At 54.3% G+C, this 15,327-nt stretch carries 15 protein-coding genes; 5 read left to right on the forward strand and 10 right to left on the reverse strand.

Features of this window, described 5'->3' with window-relative positions; genetic code table 11:
* Positions 1 to 48: 48 nt before the first annotated feature.
* The 5 genes from ubiA to malK all read right to left on the reverse strand — a co-directional run bounded on the left by ubiA (position 49) and on the right by malK (position 5,210).
* Positions 49 to 918, reverse strand: coding sequence for a 4-hydroxybenzoate octaprenyltransferase (gene ubiA / locus MRY16398_RS27090; RefSeq protein ID WP_071194361.1), 870 nt, complete (start codon positions 916 to 918; stop codon positions 49 to 51).
* Positions 919 to 929: 11 nt separating this feature from the next.
* Entirely contained in the window at positions 930 to 1,427 is a 498-nt protein-coding gene (gene ubiC, locus MRY16398_RS27095; protein WP_039077918.1) for a chorismate lyase, read from the reverse strand.
* Between the two features lie 179 nt (positions 1,428 to 1,606).
* Entirely contained in the window at positions 1,607 to 2,572 is a 966-nt protein-coding gene (malM, locus tag MRY16398_RS27100) for a maltose operon protein MalM (RefSeq protein WP_125125538.1), read from the reverse strand.
* A 108-nt stretch (positions 2,573 to 2,680) separates the two neighbouring features.
* Positions 2,681 to 3,991, reverse strand: a complete 1,311-nt coding sequence (locus tag MRY16398_RS27105; protein WP_125125539.1) for a maltoporin — start codon at positions 3,989 to 3,991, stop codon at positions 2,681 to 2,683.
* 109 nt (positions 3,992 to 4,100) lie between these two features.
* On the reverse strand, positions 4,101 to 5,210 hold the full coding sequence (gene malK, locus MRY16398_RS27110; RefSeq protein ID WP_039077921.1) for a maltose/maltodextrin ABC transporter ATP-binding protein MalK: 1,110 nt from the start codon (positions 5,208 to 5,210) through the stop codon (positions 4,101 to 4,103).
* A 369-nt stretch (positions 5,211 to 5,579) separates the two neighbouring features.
* Between malK and malE the strand changes: the two genes are divergently transcribed.
* From malE to malG, 3 genes are all read left to right on the forward strand, one after another.
* Positions 5,580 to 6,770, forward strand: a complete 1,191-nt coding sequence (gene malE / locus MRY16398_RS27115) for a maltose/maltodextrin ABC transporter substrate-binding protein MalE (protein ID WP_125125540.1) — start codon at positions 5,580 to 5,582, stop codon at positions 6,768 to 6,770.
* 189 nt (positions 6,771 to 6,959) lie between these two features.
* Positions 6,960 to 8,504, forward strand: coding sequence for a maltose ABC transporter permease MalF (gene malF / locus MRY16398_RS27120; protein ID WP_110295215.1), 1,545 nt, complete (start codon positions 6,960 to 6,962; stop codon positions 8,502 to 8,504).
* Between the two features lie 14 nt (positions 8,505 to 8,518).
* On the forward strand, positions 8,519 to 9,409 hold the full coding sequence (gene malG, locus MRY16398_RS27125; protein WP_125125541.1) for a maltose ABC transporter permease MalG: 891 nt from the start codon (positions 8,519 to 8,521) through the stop codon (positions 9,407 to 9,409).
* A gap of 338 nt (positions 9,410 to 9,747) precedes the next feature.
* Here the strand turns inward: malG and psiE are convergent, their stop codons facing one another.
* The gene (gene psiE, locus MRY16398_RS27130; RefSeq protein ID WP_039077938.1) at positions 9,748 to 10,161 is read right to left on the reverse strand and encodes a phosphate-starvation-inducible protein PsiE; all 414 of its coding nucleotides are present in this window, start codon (positions 10,159 to 10,161) and stop codon (positions 9,748 to 9,750) included.
* Between the two features lie 145 nt (positions 10,162 to 10,306).
* Between psiE and MRY16398_RS27135 the strand changes: the two genes are divergently transcribed.
* On the forward strand, positions 10,307 to 10,819 hold the full coding sequence (locus MRY16398_RS27135) for a GNAT family N-acetyltransferase (protein WP_107224273.1): 513 nt from the start codon (positions 10,307 to 10,309) through the stop codon (positions 10,817 to 10,819).
* Between the two features lie 21 nt (positions 10,820 to 10,840).
* On the forward strand, positions 10,841 to 11,287 hold the full coding sequence (locus MRY16398_RS27140) for an acyltransferase (protein ID WP_172600720.1): 447 nt from the start codon (positions 10,841 to 10,843) through the stop codon (positions 11,285 to 11,287).
* 73 nt (positions 11,288 to 11,360) lie between these two features.
* Here MRY16398_RS27140 and MRY16398_RS27145 read toward each other — a convergent pair whose 3' ends face one another.
* From MRY16398_RS27145 to yjbE, 4 genes are all read right to left on the reverse strand, one after another.
* The gene (locus tag MRY16398_RS27145; protein ID WP_125125543.1) at positions 11,361 to 13,457 is read right to left on the reverse strand and encodes a YjbH domain-containing protein; all 2,097 of its coding nucleotides are present in this window, start codon (positions 13,455 to 13,457) and stop codon (positions 11,361 to 11,363) included.
* Positions 13,457 to 14,197: a capsule biosynthesis GfcC D2 domain-containing protein gene (locus tag MRY16398_RS27150; protein ID WP_125125544.1), complete on the reverse strand. Its 741-nt coding sequence runs from the start codon at positions 14,195 to 14,197 to the stop codon at positions 13,457 to 13,459. Before MRY16398_RS27150 ends, MRY16398_RS27145 begins: the two co-directional genes overlap by 1 nt.
* A complete protein-coding gene (locus tag MRY16398_RS27155) occupies positions 14,194 to 14,832 on the reverse strand; it encodes a YjbF family lipoprotein (RefSeq protein ID WP_039077928.1) in 639 nt (212 codons plus the stop codon). Before MRY16398_RS27155 ends, MRY16398_RS27150 begins: the two co-directional genes overlap by 4 nt.
* A 65-nt stretch (positions 14,833 to 14,897) precedes the next feature.
* On the reverse strand, positions 14,898 to 15,140 hold the full coding sequence (gene yjbE, locus MRY16398_RS27160; RefSeq protein WP_039077929.1) for an exopolysaccharide production protein YjbE: 243 nt from the start codon (positions 15,138 to 15,140) through the stop codon (positions 14,898 to 14,900).
* Positions 15,141 to 15,327: the final 187 nt, after the last annotated feature.

Raw genomic sequence — 15,327 nt, forward strand, 5'->3', positions numbered from 1 at the left:
GCTTGAGGTGGCCCGGATAAGGCAACGCCGCATCCGGGAAGAGGTGAATTACGCCAGATAACTTGCCGCGAGACCGATAAACAGTACCAGCCCCACATAGTTATTATTCATAAACGCCTTAAAACAGGCGTCGCGATCGCGATTCACAATCAGCTTCTGCTGATAAACAAACAGCGCACCCGCAATAATAACCGCCCCGTAGAATTGCCAGCCTAAGCCATTGAGCGCACCGATCGCCACCATCAGCGCCAGCACCGCCACCTGCAATATGCCGATGATTAACTTATCGTGGCGTCCAAAGAGAATAGCGGTCGACTTGATACCGATTTTCAGATCATCGTCGCGATCCACCATGGCATACTGCGTATCGTAGGCCACCGCCCACAAGATATTGGCAAGAAACATAACCCAGCAACTCAGCGGCACCGACTCACTCACCGCGGCAAACGCCATCGGAATCGACCAGCCAAACGCCGCCCCCAGCACCACCTGCGGCAAATGGGTATAACGCTTCATAAACGGATAAACCCAGGCAAGCAGAAGCGCCGCAACGGAGAGCAGAATGGTCATGGTGTTAAGCGTCAACACCAGTGCAAACGCCAGCACCACCAATACCACAAACAGTACGCGCGCTTCGTTTTCCGTGACCGCCCCGCTGGGCAGCGGACGATTAGCCGTACGTTTCACATGCCCGTCAAATTTACGATCTGCATAGTCATTTACCACACAGCCTGCCGCACGCATCAACCAGACCCCCGCCACAAACACCAGCAGGATCCACAGGGGAGGAACGCCCGGCGTTGCAACCCACAGTGCCCACAGCGTTGGCCAGAGCAGCAGCAACGCACCAATGGGCTTGTCCGTGCGCATGAGTCGATGAAAGGCCAGCAGCTTATTCTGCGAGAGACTCCACTCCATTTTTTTTCCTCTTAGTACAGCGGTGACGCAGGCAAAAACAGTTCGGTCAGCAGGAGAGGTTTCCCCCCCAGGCGCAAGCGGGAGCGTCTTCCCCACAGCGTGTCATAGCGACCAACCTCAATAAAATCTCGTGTCAGCGTAGATGATGTAAAGAGATAACGCCCAAGCGGCGTAGTACCCAGCTTCTGCAGCGCAAGTTCCGGCCCGGTCAGCGTAGACTCCGGCACCACGGTTCGCCCGGCAAGCCAGGGTTCGCCGTCAGCGCACAGCAGGATCTCCCGCAGCCAGTACCGCGTATCGTCAGGCAGTAAATGGCGCTCGCCATCAAGCATATCGGACGTCACAAACCCTTCCTGGATAAGCGTCACAGACACCTGTTTACCCTGTTGCTCAAAACGTTTCGTCATGGAATCTTCCAGCAACAGCCAGTCCAGTTGCTGCGGGTCGAGCGCGGGAAGTGCGTCAAAATAGCGTAGCGCACGCAGTTGCGTAAGCGCGGGGTGTGACATGCCTTACTCTCCAATACATAACGTCACATTATTGTATCGCAGAACAGGCTGCCTCGTGCGGGGAACTTCATTCAGTTTTCATAAGCGCAACAGATATGCAACAGCGTCGTTGCGCCAGAAAAAAGGGTGCGTCAGGCGACGCACCAGTTGTTGCAAACATCAGCATTGCGGGGAGACGGTTACCCCTTGCCTTTTACACTGCTGATAAAGGTTTTCCGGGCGGATGTAGACCCGAGACGCTCAGCTTCATTCAGTAATTTCAGGGCTTTATCGATATCACCTTTTGCGGCGGCCTGTTTAATGGCCTGGTTGAAATAGCTTTCAGTGTCATTCAGCATCGGCTCACTTTTCGCGGCAGGCGCAGGTGCAGAGGTCGGCGCGGCAGCCACCGCAGCAGGTGCGGCCGCCGGTGCGCTATAAGCGGTGGCAGGCGCGGCGGTGTTGCCCACCGTCACCGGCCCTGGTCCGGATGAACCAAACAATGGGCCAACCAGCACGCTGGAACCGCTGTTGGTTTTCACTTTCAGTTTCACCACGCCCTCAGTAACGTGACGGGCTATCGGATCGGGGATATCCGGTACCGCGTTACCCGTTCCTTTGGCGTAGGATTTGGCCGGGTCCATCAGTTTGGTGGTCTGGCGCAGATCGTTTTCGGTTGTGAAGACCAGCAGATAGATTTTTTGCTGGCCCAGCGCAGGCGTCAGGCGCATCACCCCTTCCAGCCTGTCGGCACTCATCACTCCCGGCTCCTGATAGGTAAAGAAGCTGCTGGGGAAGTACGCGGCAGGTGACATGTTCTGGTCAAGAACCAACACATTGGGCGCAAAAACGCTGGTTTGTTTATTCACTTCACTACTGAGCGTGAGCGTCAGTTCACCGATGTTCGCCGGGACACTGTATGCGGCCACCGGGCCACTGATACCCGCCACATTCAGGCGCTGGCCCATGGTGGCCAGTTCGGTTGTTTGTGTTTTGCTTTGATCGACAGGCGTCCAGCTCAGTTGCTGGAGTGCGGAGGCCGGAATGGCCGGCGCCGCCGTGGTATTTTGCGGGACGATGTTAACATCTGCGAAGCTAACCCCAGGCGCTGCGGCGAGTAAACCCGCGGTCAGGCACAGGGCGACGAAACTTTTTTTCATTTTCATTGTTATCACCTTCTTTACGAGAGACAACTAACGCCCGGCAATAGCGCACTGTCTCGAAGAATTGAGGGGCTTGCGCCCCTCTTGTTTCGGTACGTCAGGTGGTGAGGATTACCACCAGATTTCCATCTGGGCGCCGAAGCTCCACTCGTCGTTATCACCACGGCTGAAGGTTTTCGCGGAAGTATCGCGATACGCTACGCCAGAGGTGTAACCAGTACCGGAATCGCTGTTGGCATAGCCCCATTTCTCATCCCACTTCGCGTAGGTTGCGAAAAGACGAATTGCCGGACGAGACCAGATGCTGTCGCCAGCCTGCCACTGTTGGGCCAGGGTGATTTTGTACTGGTTGTTGGTGTCGCTGGTGCGCTGGGATTTGACGTTGTCATAACCCAGCTCCAGCAGGGTGCTCATGATCGGTGTCCATTTGTACATAGGACGTACGCCCACGGTCCACCACTTGGTACCGTTGTTGTCGTCACGGTTGATGTCCTGGTACATACCGACATACATCAGGTCCCACTTGTCAGCGAGGTTGATTGCCCCGTGATCAAGCACGCGCCACAGTGAACCGTTGTTGTTGATGCTGCCGCCCTGCGGAATACCTTTACCGTTAGAGGTCATGGAGTCTGTTGCGTACTGCAGTACAAACTTGTTGTAACCTTTCATCATGCTCTGGGTATGTTCAGCGGTGAACATCCAGCCATCTTTCGATGCGCCCGGCGCCAGGTCATATTTGTCCGGCAGGTTGGTGTGGCCGTAATCCACACCGAACTCCAGCGTACCGCCAGGGTTGACAGCCATTTGCGCTAAACGCACGTCGAAGACGTCGTTCGGCACCAGGTTGTCGTACACGCGATTGCCAAGCGAGTCACGGTCAGCGAAAGTACCGGAACCACCCGCTTCAGACGAACGGGTTGCCGCTAAAGAGAGTTTACCGAAACCAACATCAACGTTTTCAAGACCGGCACCAGGACCAGAGATATCCCAGTAGTAGAAGTCGATCATGTGAACGTCATGACGTTGATAGAAGCGTTTACCTGCCCAGATGGTGGAGCCCGGCAGCGCGTCGATCAGGTTTTTACCCTGAACGTTGGCTTCACGGAACGCAGGGCTGGTCGCTTCCCAGTCATTACGTTGGGCAACGGAGTAGGCTACGTTGGTATCGAAGTAGAAGCTCTTGTCGCCTTCTTTCCATACTTCCTGGCCCAGTTTCAGTTCGGCGTAGGTTTCGCATTCGTTACCAAGACGATACTTACTTTGAGCACCGGTGGCCTGGAAGCACTGCTGCTCGCCGCCGCTACCGGTCCAGCCAATACCCGAACGGGCATAGCCTTTAAAATCGACAGCGCCCGCCTGGGCAGACAAAATGCCCGCGGCGATGGCGATTGCCAGTGGAACTTTGCGCAGAGTAGTCATCATTCTATCTCCTGAGATCATTGCTTTTCTTTAAACACCTCACCTCTCGGGCTGCCTCTTCGTTGGCTGCAACCGCGAACGGTTTGGCGTTTTGCTTTTTTAATGGGAGACCTTAAACGCCCGGCTCTTTATGCAACCGACGACAGGCCGTACCATCCTCGCGGAACAGATGGCAGCGCTCTGGCGGCAAGCCGATAGCGAATGTGGCCCCCTCTTCTACCAACACCACGTCATTCTGGCGGTAGACCAGGTTTTGACGGATGGCGGGGATCTGGATGTGAATTTGCGTTTCGTGGCCTAGCTGTTCGACGACCTGAACTTCGCCTTCCAGGGTGACATCAGCGATGTCGCTTGGCAGCAGGTGTTCAGGACGAATACCGAGTGACATATTGCTGCCGACCTGCACATTGGCGCTGTCGACAGGCAGCCAGACCCGCTGGCGGTTAGGCAGCTCGACCTGGACTTGTTCAATGGCGGTGGCCGTTACCTTCACCGGCAGGAAATTCATTTTTGGCGAACCAATAAACCCGGCGACAAAGCGGTCTGACGGATAGTGGTAAAGCTCAAGCGGTTTACCCACCTGCGCGACGCGACCGGCGTCCAGCACCACGATTTTGTCAGCGAGCGTCATCGCTTCTACCTGATCGTGGGTGACGTAAATCATCGTGCGGCCGAGGCGCTTATGCAGACGCGAAATCTCAATACGCATCTGCACACGCAGCGCGGCATCGAGGTTGGAAAGCGGTTCATCCAGCAGGAAAACGCGCGGTTCTGCCACCAGCGTACGACCAATTGCCACGCGCTGACGCTGACCGCCAGACAAGGCTTTCGGTTTACGCTCCAGCAAATGCGCCAGTTGCAGGACTTCTGCGACCTGGGTGACCCGCTGGTTGATGACCTCTTTTTTCGCCCCAGCCAGCTTTAAGCCGAATGACATGTTCTCCGCCACAGAAAGGTGCGGATAAAGTGCATAAGACTGAAACACCATGCCCACGCCGCGCTCGGCGGGTGGGATATCGTTCATACGAGCATCGCCAATAAACAAATCGCCGCTGGTAATGGTTTCCAGACCCGCAATCATGCGCAGCAGCGTCGACTTCCCACAGCCTGACGGACCGACAAACACCACGAATTCTCCTTCGTGGATGTCGAGATTGATGTCTTTTGACACCACCACATCGCCCCAGGCTTTCGTTACATTCCGCAGCTGTACGCTCGCCATGCCCCTCTCCCTTCGTTACAACCTGTCACTTACAGAAACATTCAAGATGGGCTGACTATGGGCTATTGATAACGCTGGCGAATCCTCCACCCCCTCGCTTTTTTATGGGGGAGGAGACGGGAGGATGAGAGGGACGAGTCTGCCCCGCGTTGCCGGGGGCTGAGGCGATTTTCGTGACGCAGACGGCAAAAATCGGTGTGTTTTTATGTGCGCTGACACACATAAAGAAACTTTATGTAACAGAGATCACACAAATCCACCCAGGGGCGTAGGGGTAAGGAGGATGAGAAGCGCTTGCCAACAAAGGAGACTACACCCCGTTAGACCACCAAACATATCCACGAGCACATCACCTAAAGGACGGGATATATGAAATTCAAAACAAGCGCACGCATCCTCGCATTGTCCGCACTGACGACGATGATGTTCTCCGCTTCTGCCCTCGCAAAGATTGAAGAAGGTAAGCTGGTTATCTGGATCAACGGCGACAAAGGCTATAACGGCCTGGCCGAAGTGGGTAAAAAATTCGAGAAAGATACCGGTATTAAGGTCACCGTTGAGCACCCGGACAAGCTGGAAGAGAAATTCCCGCAAGTTGCAGCGACCGGCGATGGCCCGGACATTATTTTCTGGGCTCATGACCGTTTTGGCGGCTACGCACAGTCTGGCCTGCTGGCGGAAGTGACCCCGGATAAAGCCTTCCAGGACAAGTTATTCCCGTTCACCTGGGATGCAGTGCGTTATAACGGCAAGCTGATCGCCTACCCGGTCGCCGTGGAGTCCCTCTCACTGATTTACAACAAAGATCTCGTGCCGAACCCGCCAAAAACCTGGGAAGAGATCCCGGCGCTGGATAAAGAGCTGAAAGCGAAAGGTAAGAGCGCGCTGATGTTCAACCTGCAAGAGCCGTACTTCACCTGGCCGCTGATTGCCGCTGACGGCGGTTACGCCTTCAAGTTTGAAAACGGCAAATATGACGTGAAAGACGTTGGCGTGGACAGCGCTGGCGCGAAAGCGGGTCTGAGCTTCCTGGTTAAGCTCATCAAAGACAAACATATGAATGCGGATACGGATTACTCCATCGCCGAAGCCGCGTTTAACAAAGGCGAAACTGCGCTGACCATTAACGGTCCGTGGGCGTGGGGCAACATTGATAAGAGCAAAATCAACTACGGCGTGACCTCTTTGCCCACCTTTAAAGGCAAAGCGTCCAAACCGTTCGTTGGTGTGCTGAGTGCCGGTATTAACGCCGCCAGCCCGAATAAAGAACTGGCAAAAGAGTTTCTGGAAAACTACCTGCTGACCGATCAGGGTCTGGATGAAGTGAATAAAGACAAACCACTCGGCGCGGTAGCACTGAAATCCTTCCAGGACCAGTTAGCGAAAGATCCACGTATCGCGGCAACAATGGATAACGCCCAGAAAGGCGAAATCATGCCGAACATTCCGCAGATGGCCGCCTTCTGGTACGCCACCCGCACCGCCGTGATCAACGCAGTGAGTGGTCGTCAGACCGTCGATGCCGCGCTGAAAGACGCACAGGGTCGTATTACTAAGTAAGACTGTAGTCCCTTATTTCTCAGGAAGTAAGGATTGTTAAATACGTTGTTTACACGAAATCATTCGTGTTGCATCGAGGCGGCAAGGATGCAAATCCCCAGGAGCTTACAAAAGTAAGTGACTGGGGTGCGCATCCGCAGCCAACAAAGAGGCAACGCGAAGGATGAAGTGTAAAGAGGAAACTCCCCCATGGATGTCATTAAAAAGAAGCACTGGTGGCAAAGTGACGCGCTGAAATGGTCAGTGATAGGTCTGCTGGGCTTACTGGTGGGGTACCTTGTAGTTTTAATGTATGCACAAGGGGAATATCTTTTCGCCATCACGACGCTGATTTTAAGCTCGGCTGGCCTGTACATTTTTGCGAACCGTAAAACCTACGCCTGGCGCTATGTCTATCCAGGCCTTGCCGGGATGGGGCTGTTTGTCCTGTTTCCCTTGATTTGTACCATCGCCATTGCGTTCACGAACTACAGCAGCACCCACCAGCTCACGCAAGAACGCGCGCAGCAGGTGCTGATGGACCGCTCTTATCAGGCGGGCAAAACCTATAACTTTGCGCTTTTCCCGGCTGAGGGAAGCTGGCGACTGGCGCTGACCGACGGTGAAAGCGGTAAAAACTACCTTTCTGACACCTTTAAACTCGGTAGCGAGCAAAAAATCGTCTTAAAAGAGACGGATACCCTGCCTGCGGGCGAACGTGGCACCCTGCGTGACGTCACGCAAAACCGCACCGCGCTTAACCAGCTTACCGCCGTATTGCCAGATAACAGCAATGTTGTGATGAGCTCACTGCGTCAGTTCTCTGGTACCACGCCGCTGTACAGCATGGCGGAAGATGGCACGCTCACCAACAAGCAGAGCGGTGTGAAATACCGTCCCAATAACACTCTCGGTTTCTATCAGGCTATTAACGCTGATAACAGTTGGGGCGATGAAAAACTCAGCCCAGGCTACACCGTGACCATTGGCTGGGATAACTTCATGCGCGTCTTTACCGATGAAGGTATCCAGAAACCGTTTATTGAGATTTTCGTCTGGACGGTGGTCTTCTCGCTGTTAACCGTCGTGTTGACCGTCGCCGTCGGCATGGTACTGGCCTGTCTGGTGCAGTGGGAATCGCTGAAAGGCAAGGCCATCTACCGCGTCCTGCTGATTCTGCCTTACGCCGTGCCGTCCTTTATTTCCATTCTGATCTTTAAGGGGCTGTTTAACCAGAGCTTCGGTGAGATCAACATGATGCTGAGTGCGCTGTTTGGTATCAAACCGGCGTGGTTTAGCGACCCGACCACAGCACGTTCGATGATCATCATCGTCAACACATGGCTCGGTTATCCGTACATGATGATTCTGTGCATGGGGCTGCTGAAAGCGATTCCGGACGATTTGTATGAAGCCTCGGCAATGGATGGCGCCGGGCCGTTCCAGAATTTCTTCCGCATCACCTTCCCGCTGCTGATCAAGCCGCTCACGCCGCTGATGATCGCCAGTTTCGCCTTTAACTTTAATAACTTCGTGTTGATTCAGTTGTTGACCAACGGTGGCCCGGACCGTATCGGCACCACCACGCCTGCGGGCTATACCGACCTGCTGGTCAGCTACACCTACCGCATTGCCTTTGAGGGTGGCGGTGGGCAAGATTTTGGCCTCGCGGCCGCTATCGCCACGCTGATTTTCTTGCTGGTTGGCGCGCTTGCCATCATCAATCTGAAAGCCACACGCATGAAATTTGATTAAGGAGGGCGATGATTATGGCAATGGTCCAGGCGAAATCGCAAAAATTAAGGTTATTCGTTACCCATTTGTTATTGCTGGTATTTATCGCCGCAATTATGTTCCCGCTGCTGATGGTGATCACCATCTCTCTGCGTGAAGGCAACTTCGCCACCGGGAGCCTGATTCCGGAAAGCATCTCGTGGGAACACTGGAAACTGGCGCTGGGCTTTAGCGTGGAGCACGCCGATGGCCGTGTGACGCCGCCCCCCTTCCCGGTGCTGCTGTGGTTGTGGAACTCCATCAAGATCGCAGCGATTACCGCCATCGGTGTAGTGGCGCTCTCAACTACCTGTGCGTATGCCTTTGCCCGTATGCGCTTTTCTGGCAAAGCGACGCTGTTGAAAGGGATGCTGATTTTCCAGATGTTCCCGGCGGTGCTGTCGCTGGTGGCTCTGTATGCCTTGTTTGACCGTCTGGGCCAGTACATTCCGTTTATCGGCCTGAACACGCACGGCGGGGTTATTTTCGCCTATATGGGCGGCATCGCCCTGCACGTCTGGACGATTAAAGGTTATTTCGAAACGATCGACAACTCGCTGGAGGAAGCGGCAGCGCTGGATGGCGCAACGCCGTGGCAGGCATTCCGTCTGGTGCTGTTGCCGTTGTCAGTACCGATTCTGGCGGTCGTGTTCATTCTGTCGTTTATCGCCGCGATCACCGAAGTGCCAGTAGCCTCGTTGCTACTGCGCGATGTCAACAGCTACACCCTGGCCGTTGGCATGCAGCAATACCTCAACCCGCAAAACTATCTGTGGGGCGACTTTGCAGCCGCTGCGGTGCTGTCAGCAATACCGATTACGGTTGTCTTCCTGCTTGCGCAGCGTTGGCTGGTTAACGGCCTCACCGCAGGCGGTGTGAAAGGTTAATTTTCATCGTCATACTCTAAATAATTCGCGTGGCAGGAAAGCGGCAAATGAGAGAGTCCCCGGTAGCTTAGTGGAGTAAATGACCGGGGTGAACGAGTGTAGCCAACGCATCTGCAACGTGAAGTATGACGAGTATATATGCCACTGTAGTCCTCATTGGAATATTGACCCGAACTCTAAATAATTCGGGTTGCAGGAAGGCGGCAAGAGAGAGCATCCCCGGTAACTTACCCAACGTAGGTGACGGGGGTAAACGAGGCCGCCACCCCCCCCTGCAAACCGATATATGGCGAGTTAACTTGTGACTGTTGTTAGGCGCTCCCCGGAGCGCCATTTTTTTATTCACGTTTCAGACGTTTAGAGTTACACAACCACAAGGTGATCACGAGAAGCAGGATCGCGCCAGAGTAGATCAGCACGTCCATTGGCGATTTATGATCGACGATGATCAGCCGCACAATCGCGGTGATCCCAATGTAGATAAAATAACGAAGCGGGAAGTGAAAACCGGACTGAAAGTACTTCACAATCAGCGCGATAAATTCAAAGTAAAGAAAGTAGACCACCAGTCCTTCCACCAGCGCATACTTGCTGGTTTGTTCAGGCGCGAAAAGGACATCCGCCAGATGCAGCGTCTCCTTACCCAGAAAGACAACCAGAATCAGGCCAAGACTCAGCAAACCCAGATTCAACACGGTCTGGAGAACGGTGGAGATAAACTCAACGCGTGGACGAACAGTTAGCGATGGCATTGTCATACCGGCACCTCATTCTCAGTGGCGAGCTTTCTGTATAACGCAAAAATGTGATCCAGATCTAGATTTTTTGCTTATATTTTGTGCTGTATCGTGGTGACATATCGCCCTGCAAGCACAGCAACAGGGAGTAAAAAACATAATGCTTACAATCTGTCAGGCACAGGTTAACGATGCTGAACTGCTCCACGATATGGCATATGCCAGCTACACCCATCATTTCGCCCATTTGTGGCAGAACAAAGATGAACTGGCGAATTTTCTCGCGCAAGAATACGCACTGCCCGTTTTACAGCAGAGTCTGCAGGACGAGGGGTGCTGCTGGCTGATTGCTGCCAGCGATGGTATCCCGGTCGGCTTTGCCAAATTCAGTTGGCATGCTGCCGCCAGCCCCCAGGGCCCGTCAGGAACGCTACTGCATAAACTCTATTTTCTGCCGCAGGCGACCGGTAAAGGTTATGGGGAAGGTGTTATCCAGGAGGTAACGCGTCGCGCGCGGGAACATGGCGAACGCTTCCTGTGGCTGGAAGTGTTGGATGCCAACCCGCAGGCCCGTCGATTCTATGAACGCCAGGGCTTTGAACATGTGCGGGATACCGTGTTCAGTACCGCCTCGCAGCAGAGCACGCTGCATATTCTGGGCAAAGTCATTTAAGGAGATGGGATGGGTGCGAAGATGCGGCAGGCCGCTATCCGTAACGTGGTTTGCGGTGAAAATGTGGTGATCTATGACCCGGTGAATCTGTATGACTGCGAACTGGCAGAAGACGTTTTCATCGGACCTTTTGTCGAAATCCAGGGGCATACGAAAATCGGTGCGGGCAGCAAAGTCCAGTCTCACAGTTTTATCTGCGAATATGTGACCATTGGCGAGCGCTGTTTTATTGGTCATGGCGTGATGTTCGCCAACGATATGTTTCGTGAAGGCAGACCCAACCCGGACAGGGATAGCTGGGGAAAGATCGTGGTGGGTAATGATGTGTCGATTGGCAGCGGCGCCACCATTCTGGCAGTGACCATTTGCGATGGCGTGGTGATTGGTGCGGGCAGCGTAGTCACCAAATCGATTACTGAGAAAGGGGTTTACGCGGGTAATCCGGCGAAGCTGTTGCGGCGCTTGTAGACCCCCGGCGGCGCTGCGCTTGCCGGTGCTACACACCCAGTAGCCCCGGCAAGCGCAGCGCCGCATCCGGGAATTAGCGGAAATTCAAACTCTTATCGCTGGTCATACTGTAAAGATCGAACTTACGTCCCAGCATCTGTCCGCCATCACGCGTCAGTGGCGTCCAGCCCACGGCCGCACGGCTGCGGGTAGCACCGGAGGTGAAGAGATCCATTGGAATAGACACATACACCCCTTTGGTGAAATCCCCCTCCCCGTACTCTTTCGGCGACACGTTGGTGATAGTGGCATAGGTCCCAACAACCACCCCGCTGTCGAAATGTTTAGCCACTTCCAGAGTGCCGCCTTTATCACCCGCCAGATATTGCCCGACGCTCGCTTTGATCAGCACATCCTGGGCGAACGGGGGTGTCCAGTAGGCCGTTAAGTGCCCGGTTTTAACGCTATAATCCGTAAACTTCATCATATCCTGCGCGCTACGCCAGTCACGCTGTTTCACGTAGTTGGCGTCAATACCAAAGGCCCAGTTGCTGTCAACCGGACGCCACAGCACCTCTGCCCCCGCACCACCGTACATCGTCTCCAGATAACCGGCGTACACCTGGCCATAGAAATTGTTACCCATATACTGGAAGTAGTTGGCCTGCAGGTTGTTCACGTAGATATCGTTTTGCACATACTCACGCACGCGGGTGCGCACACGCGGCAGTTTCGAGTCTCGCGGCGGATCGGTGTAGTTAAATTTGTCGTAGTTGTTGGCAATGTTGGCGAACAGGCTGCCGGTTGTCAGCAGGTGATCGCTCAGCCACCAGTCGGCGGTCGCCATCGCCCCAAGCTGGTACATGTAGAAACTTTCCGGCCCCCCAACAGACTGGTTTAATACCGGGTCGATGTGGAAATCAAAGCTCGATTTCTCGATATACCAGCCCTGTTCCGGCTTATCCGGCACAATCGGTTCAACACGCTGTTGCACGAGCTGCGTTTCCTGGCCCAGTGGCTCACCTTCAAGATGACGTTGCAGACTGGCAACATCGGTTTCGGTGGTCACCTGCGGCATATTCAGACGGTTTTCCGTCACGCGGATCGTGCGGATACCCTCCGGTAAATCGTTCATGATGATACGATTTGCGCGCACCACGCCTTCCTGGGAGTCACGGTATTTCACCTGTTCCCCGGTCACGTAGAGCGTGTCGCCCTTCACCTGAATTTGTGGATTGGCAAACCCAGCGTTGTACTTCAACAAGGTCAATTGATTGGCCACGACAGAGTGCTGCAGAATGGCATCCTGGGGCTGTGGCTGATACTTCGGACGTGAGTTATCGTTGTAATTCGGACGCAACTCATTGAAGTTATTACGCAGGGTAAAACCGAACATCACAGTATTCCCACGCTCATAGCTCAGGTTCACGTCGGCCCAGTCCGTCACCCGATAAATCGCGCCGACGTTAAACTTGCTCTTTTGCGGTAGCTTACCGGCAAAGTCCTGCTGATAGTTATTGCCTTCATATTCCAGTTTCAGACGCAGCGGCTGCCACGGCGTCTGGTATTCCACCCCGCCGAAAAGCGCGGTCGGGCCGTGAAACATCTGGCTGGCATCCACAGAGCCCGCCTGGTTATAGCTGTTATCGCGATAGCAGAATGTTTGCTTATAGGTACACAGCGGGTTTTTGATATTGCCAGAGGTACCCAGATATCCCCAGCCAAGCCCAAGCGAGAAATCAAAGGGTCCCCAGGCTTTGTTCGCCACAACATACTCACCGTCAAACAGGCCAGTACCACCGATATCGCGCGCGCCAACCGCCACCTGCGGCAGCCAGTATCCCTCTTCCCATAAACGCACTTTCAGGTCGAAGGCTTTATCTTTATACGTCTGCTCACCGGAGAAGGCCTCCACGCTGCTGTATTTCCGGGTACGCACATCGGTATAACGCAGTGTGGTTTCCAGCCACGGGAAAAGCTGCATCGAGCCTGAATAGTAGCGGTACTGGTCGTTGTCGCGATAGTTAAGACTGATCTCCCCCGCAGGCGCCATACGGGCCGTGGGAGTTTGCAGCAGACCTACGCCACCAAAATCCGATTGCGAGGGCCCAACAGGTGCCGGATACGTATCAGCCTGGCAGGCGGCACTCACACTTAGCGCCAGGACACTGATGACAAACGATTTTTTCATTATTCTTCCGGTATCCGATGCGTCAGTAAGCGAAGAATGTCAGCGTTCAGCACTTCGTAGCGATCGCCCCATAACGCCGGAGCGAAGCCGACAAAAATCACGCTGCCCGGCATAGGTTCAATATGGCGTCGGTTCCAGTACGCCACCGGCACTTTCTCTGTGCGGCCATTGGGATAAATCAACCAGGCGTCGCTTTTTTCCGCCCCGCTCAGCAAACTCATCTCATCGAGGTAACTCACCACGTCACGTCCTGGCGTAAAGGGCTTTTTACCCGGCTGGCTTACCAGCCCCAGCACGGTGACAGTCGCAGGCTGGGGTCCGACCCATAAGCTGTATTCGCCCTCCAGCGGAGGGTTAGCACGCGTTTTAATTCGCACATAATCCGGGTCGAGATTGATCAATTGCCGCCCCGTCACACGCAGCGCCTGAACCTGGCGACGCATACTGTTTATCGCTGCCGCATCGTCGCCCTCTTCCTCGGCGGCCAACGCGCTAAGGCGGCCAAGTAATGCCTGCTGGCGCTGCTCTTCAAGAGCCGTGGCCTGCCGCTCGCTGATGACCGCCCCCGGCCACCAGCTTTGTGCCAGACGAGGCTGCCCCACGACATCAATCAGACGTGCTGCGTTGGTGAGTACCTTGGGTTTACTGTCGCCTGCCAGGTAGACATTGACGTTGCCAGCGGCCTGCGCCAGTGAAGAGGCGAAACAGAGTAACAGCGCGGTCGCGGATAAGAGCCTCATGATTTCGCCGCCTTGATAAGCATGGTTCTGACCGGGAACCAGTTCGCCCCCAAGTACTGTTCCGACTGACGAATTAATCCGTCTTCATCCACCCAGTAACGGTTGCGCCAGTGGGTCTGGTCCGTCGTAATCTCTTCATCAAGAATGCGCACATGCGTGGATTCGCTGCCCAGCGTGACCGAGTCAGAGCCATTCCAGTGGAAGACTGAGCGCGCCGTCGCGTAACGCACCTGTTTGTGCTCCGTCCAGCCCATCGTGCGGGTCCAGCTCGCGCCATCGATAATTTGATTCGGGTTGGCTAACGGGTCTGCCGCCAGGTTATTCACCTCCAGCAGGTTGTCGCCGTTGGTCAGAGTTTTCACAATGCGATAATGCTGTGTAACGAAAATGGCCTGATCCTGCGTTGCCCATTTCTGCAGCCCGTCTTCTGAGAAGGCGAGCACAACGAAGAGCTGCGGCCCGCCATTGAGCCGCACATACTGGCTGGCGTAGGGCATATTTTGGATTTCGTCATCGGTTAACTGGACGCCCGGCGTGCCAAACACGCTATTCCAGAGCGAATAGCCCAGCCCTTTCGTGGTGGATGAACAGGCCTGAATCAGCAGGCAAATCAGGATGATCGCGGGTCGCTTCACGACTCTTCTCCAGAGGGGGACGAAATAACCACACCGAAGTGTGGTTATGATTAAAGTACTCGCCGTTATTGAGTACTGGTGGTCGTGGTGGTCGTGGTTCCGGTATTGGAACCATCACCGCCACCGGTTGCCGCAAGGGCAACACCTACCGCGGAACTTACGGTGCTGACGCTGGTTGCTGAGGAGCTACCCGCAGAAACTGTCGTCGCTGCCGACCCTGCCGCGTCACCGACTTCAATCGGTGCCGCAAAAGCAGAACTCGCCGCAAGCGCGGTAATGGCAAAAATGCCATACAGTGCTTTTTTCATATCAATTTCCCTTCATTGAATGAATGGAGATTTGCCTGAAAATAAACAGGCGAGAACGAGTATACACAACTAAAGCAGGCTATTTGTCGAATGGGAAACGCAGCGGGAAGTTTTAAGAAAATTGGATAAAAATGATAAACTGCCGATATTAATTTAATATAAAATCATTATATTTCATTTATTTACA

It is taken from the genome of Phytobacter sp. MRY16-398 (genome assembly GCF_003925915.1).
GTDB lineage: Bacteria > Pseudomonadota > Gammaproteobacteria > Enterobacterales > Enterobacteriaceae > Phytobacter > Phytobacter diazotrophicus.

Bases quoted from the DNA above. Each gene is read 5' to 3' on its own strand.
- ubiA (WP_071194361.1), bottom strand. From the start codon at position 918: ATGGAGTGGAGTCTCTCGCAGAATAAGCTGCTGGCCTTTCATCGACTC.
- ubiC (WP_039077918.1), bottom strand. From the start codon at position 1,427: ATGTCACACCCCGCGCTTACGCAACTGCGTGCGCTACGCTATTTTGAC.
- malM (WP_125125538.1), bottom strand. From the start codon at position 2,572: ATGAAAATGAAAAAAAGTTTCGTCGCCCTGTGCCTGACCGCGGGTTTA.
- MRY16398_RS27105 (WP_125125539.1), bottom strand. From the start codon at position 3,991: ATGATGACTACTCTGCGCAAAGTTCCACTGGCAATCGCCATCGCCGCG.
- malK (WP_039077921.1), bottom strand. From the start codon at position 5,210: ATGGCGAGCGTACAGCTGCGGAATGTAACGAAAGCCTGGGGCGATGTG.
- malE (WP_125125540.1), top strand. From the start codon at position 5,580: ATGAAATTCAAAACAAGCGCACGCATCCTCGCATTGTCCGCACTGACG.
- malF (WP_110295215.1), top strand. From the start codon at position 6,960: ATGGATGTCATTAAAAAGAAGCACTGGTGGCAAAGTGACGCGCTGAAA.
- malG (WP_125125541.1), top strand. From the start codon at position 8,519: ATGGCAATGGTCCAGGCGAAATCGCAAAAATTAAGGTTATTCGTTACC.
- psiE (WP_039077938.1), bottom strand. From the start codon at position 10,161: ATGCCATCGCTAACTGTTCGTCCACGCGTTGAGTTTATCTCCACCGTT.
- MRY16398_RS27135 (WP_107224273.1), top strand. From the start codon at position 10,307: ATGCTTACAATCTGTCAGGCACAGGTTAACGATGCTGAACTGCTCCAC.
- MRY16398_RS27140 (WP_172600720.1), top strand. From the start codon at position 10,841: ATGCGGCAGGCCGCTATCCGTAACGTGGTTTGCGGTGAAAATGTGGTG.
- MRY16398_RS27145 (WP_125125543.1), bottom strand. From the start codon at position 13,457: ATGAAAAAATCGTTTGTCATCAGTGTCCTGGCGCTAAGTGTGAGTGCC.
- MRY16398_RS27150 (WP_125125544.1), bottom strand. From the start codon at position 14,197: ATGAGGCTCTTATCCGCGACCGCGCTGTTACTCTGTTTCGCCTCTTCA.
- yjbE (WP_039077929.1), bottom strand. From the start codon at position 15,140: ATGAAAAAAGCACTGTATGGCATTTTTGCCATTACCGCGCTTGCGGCG.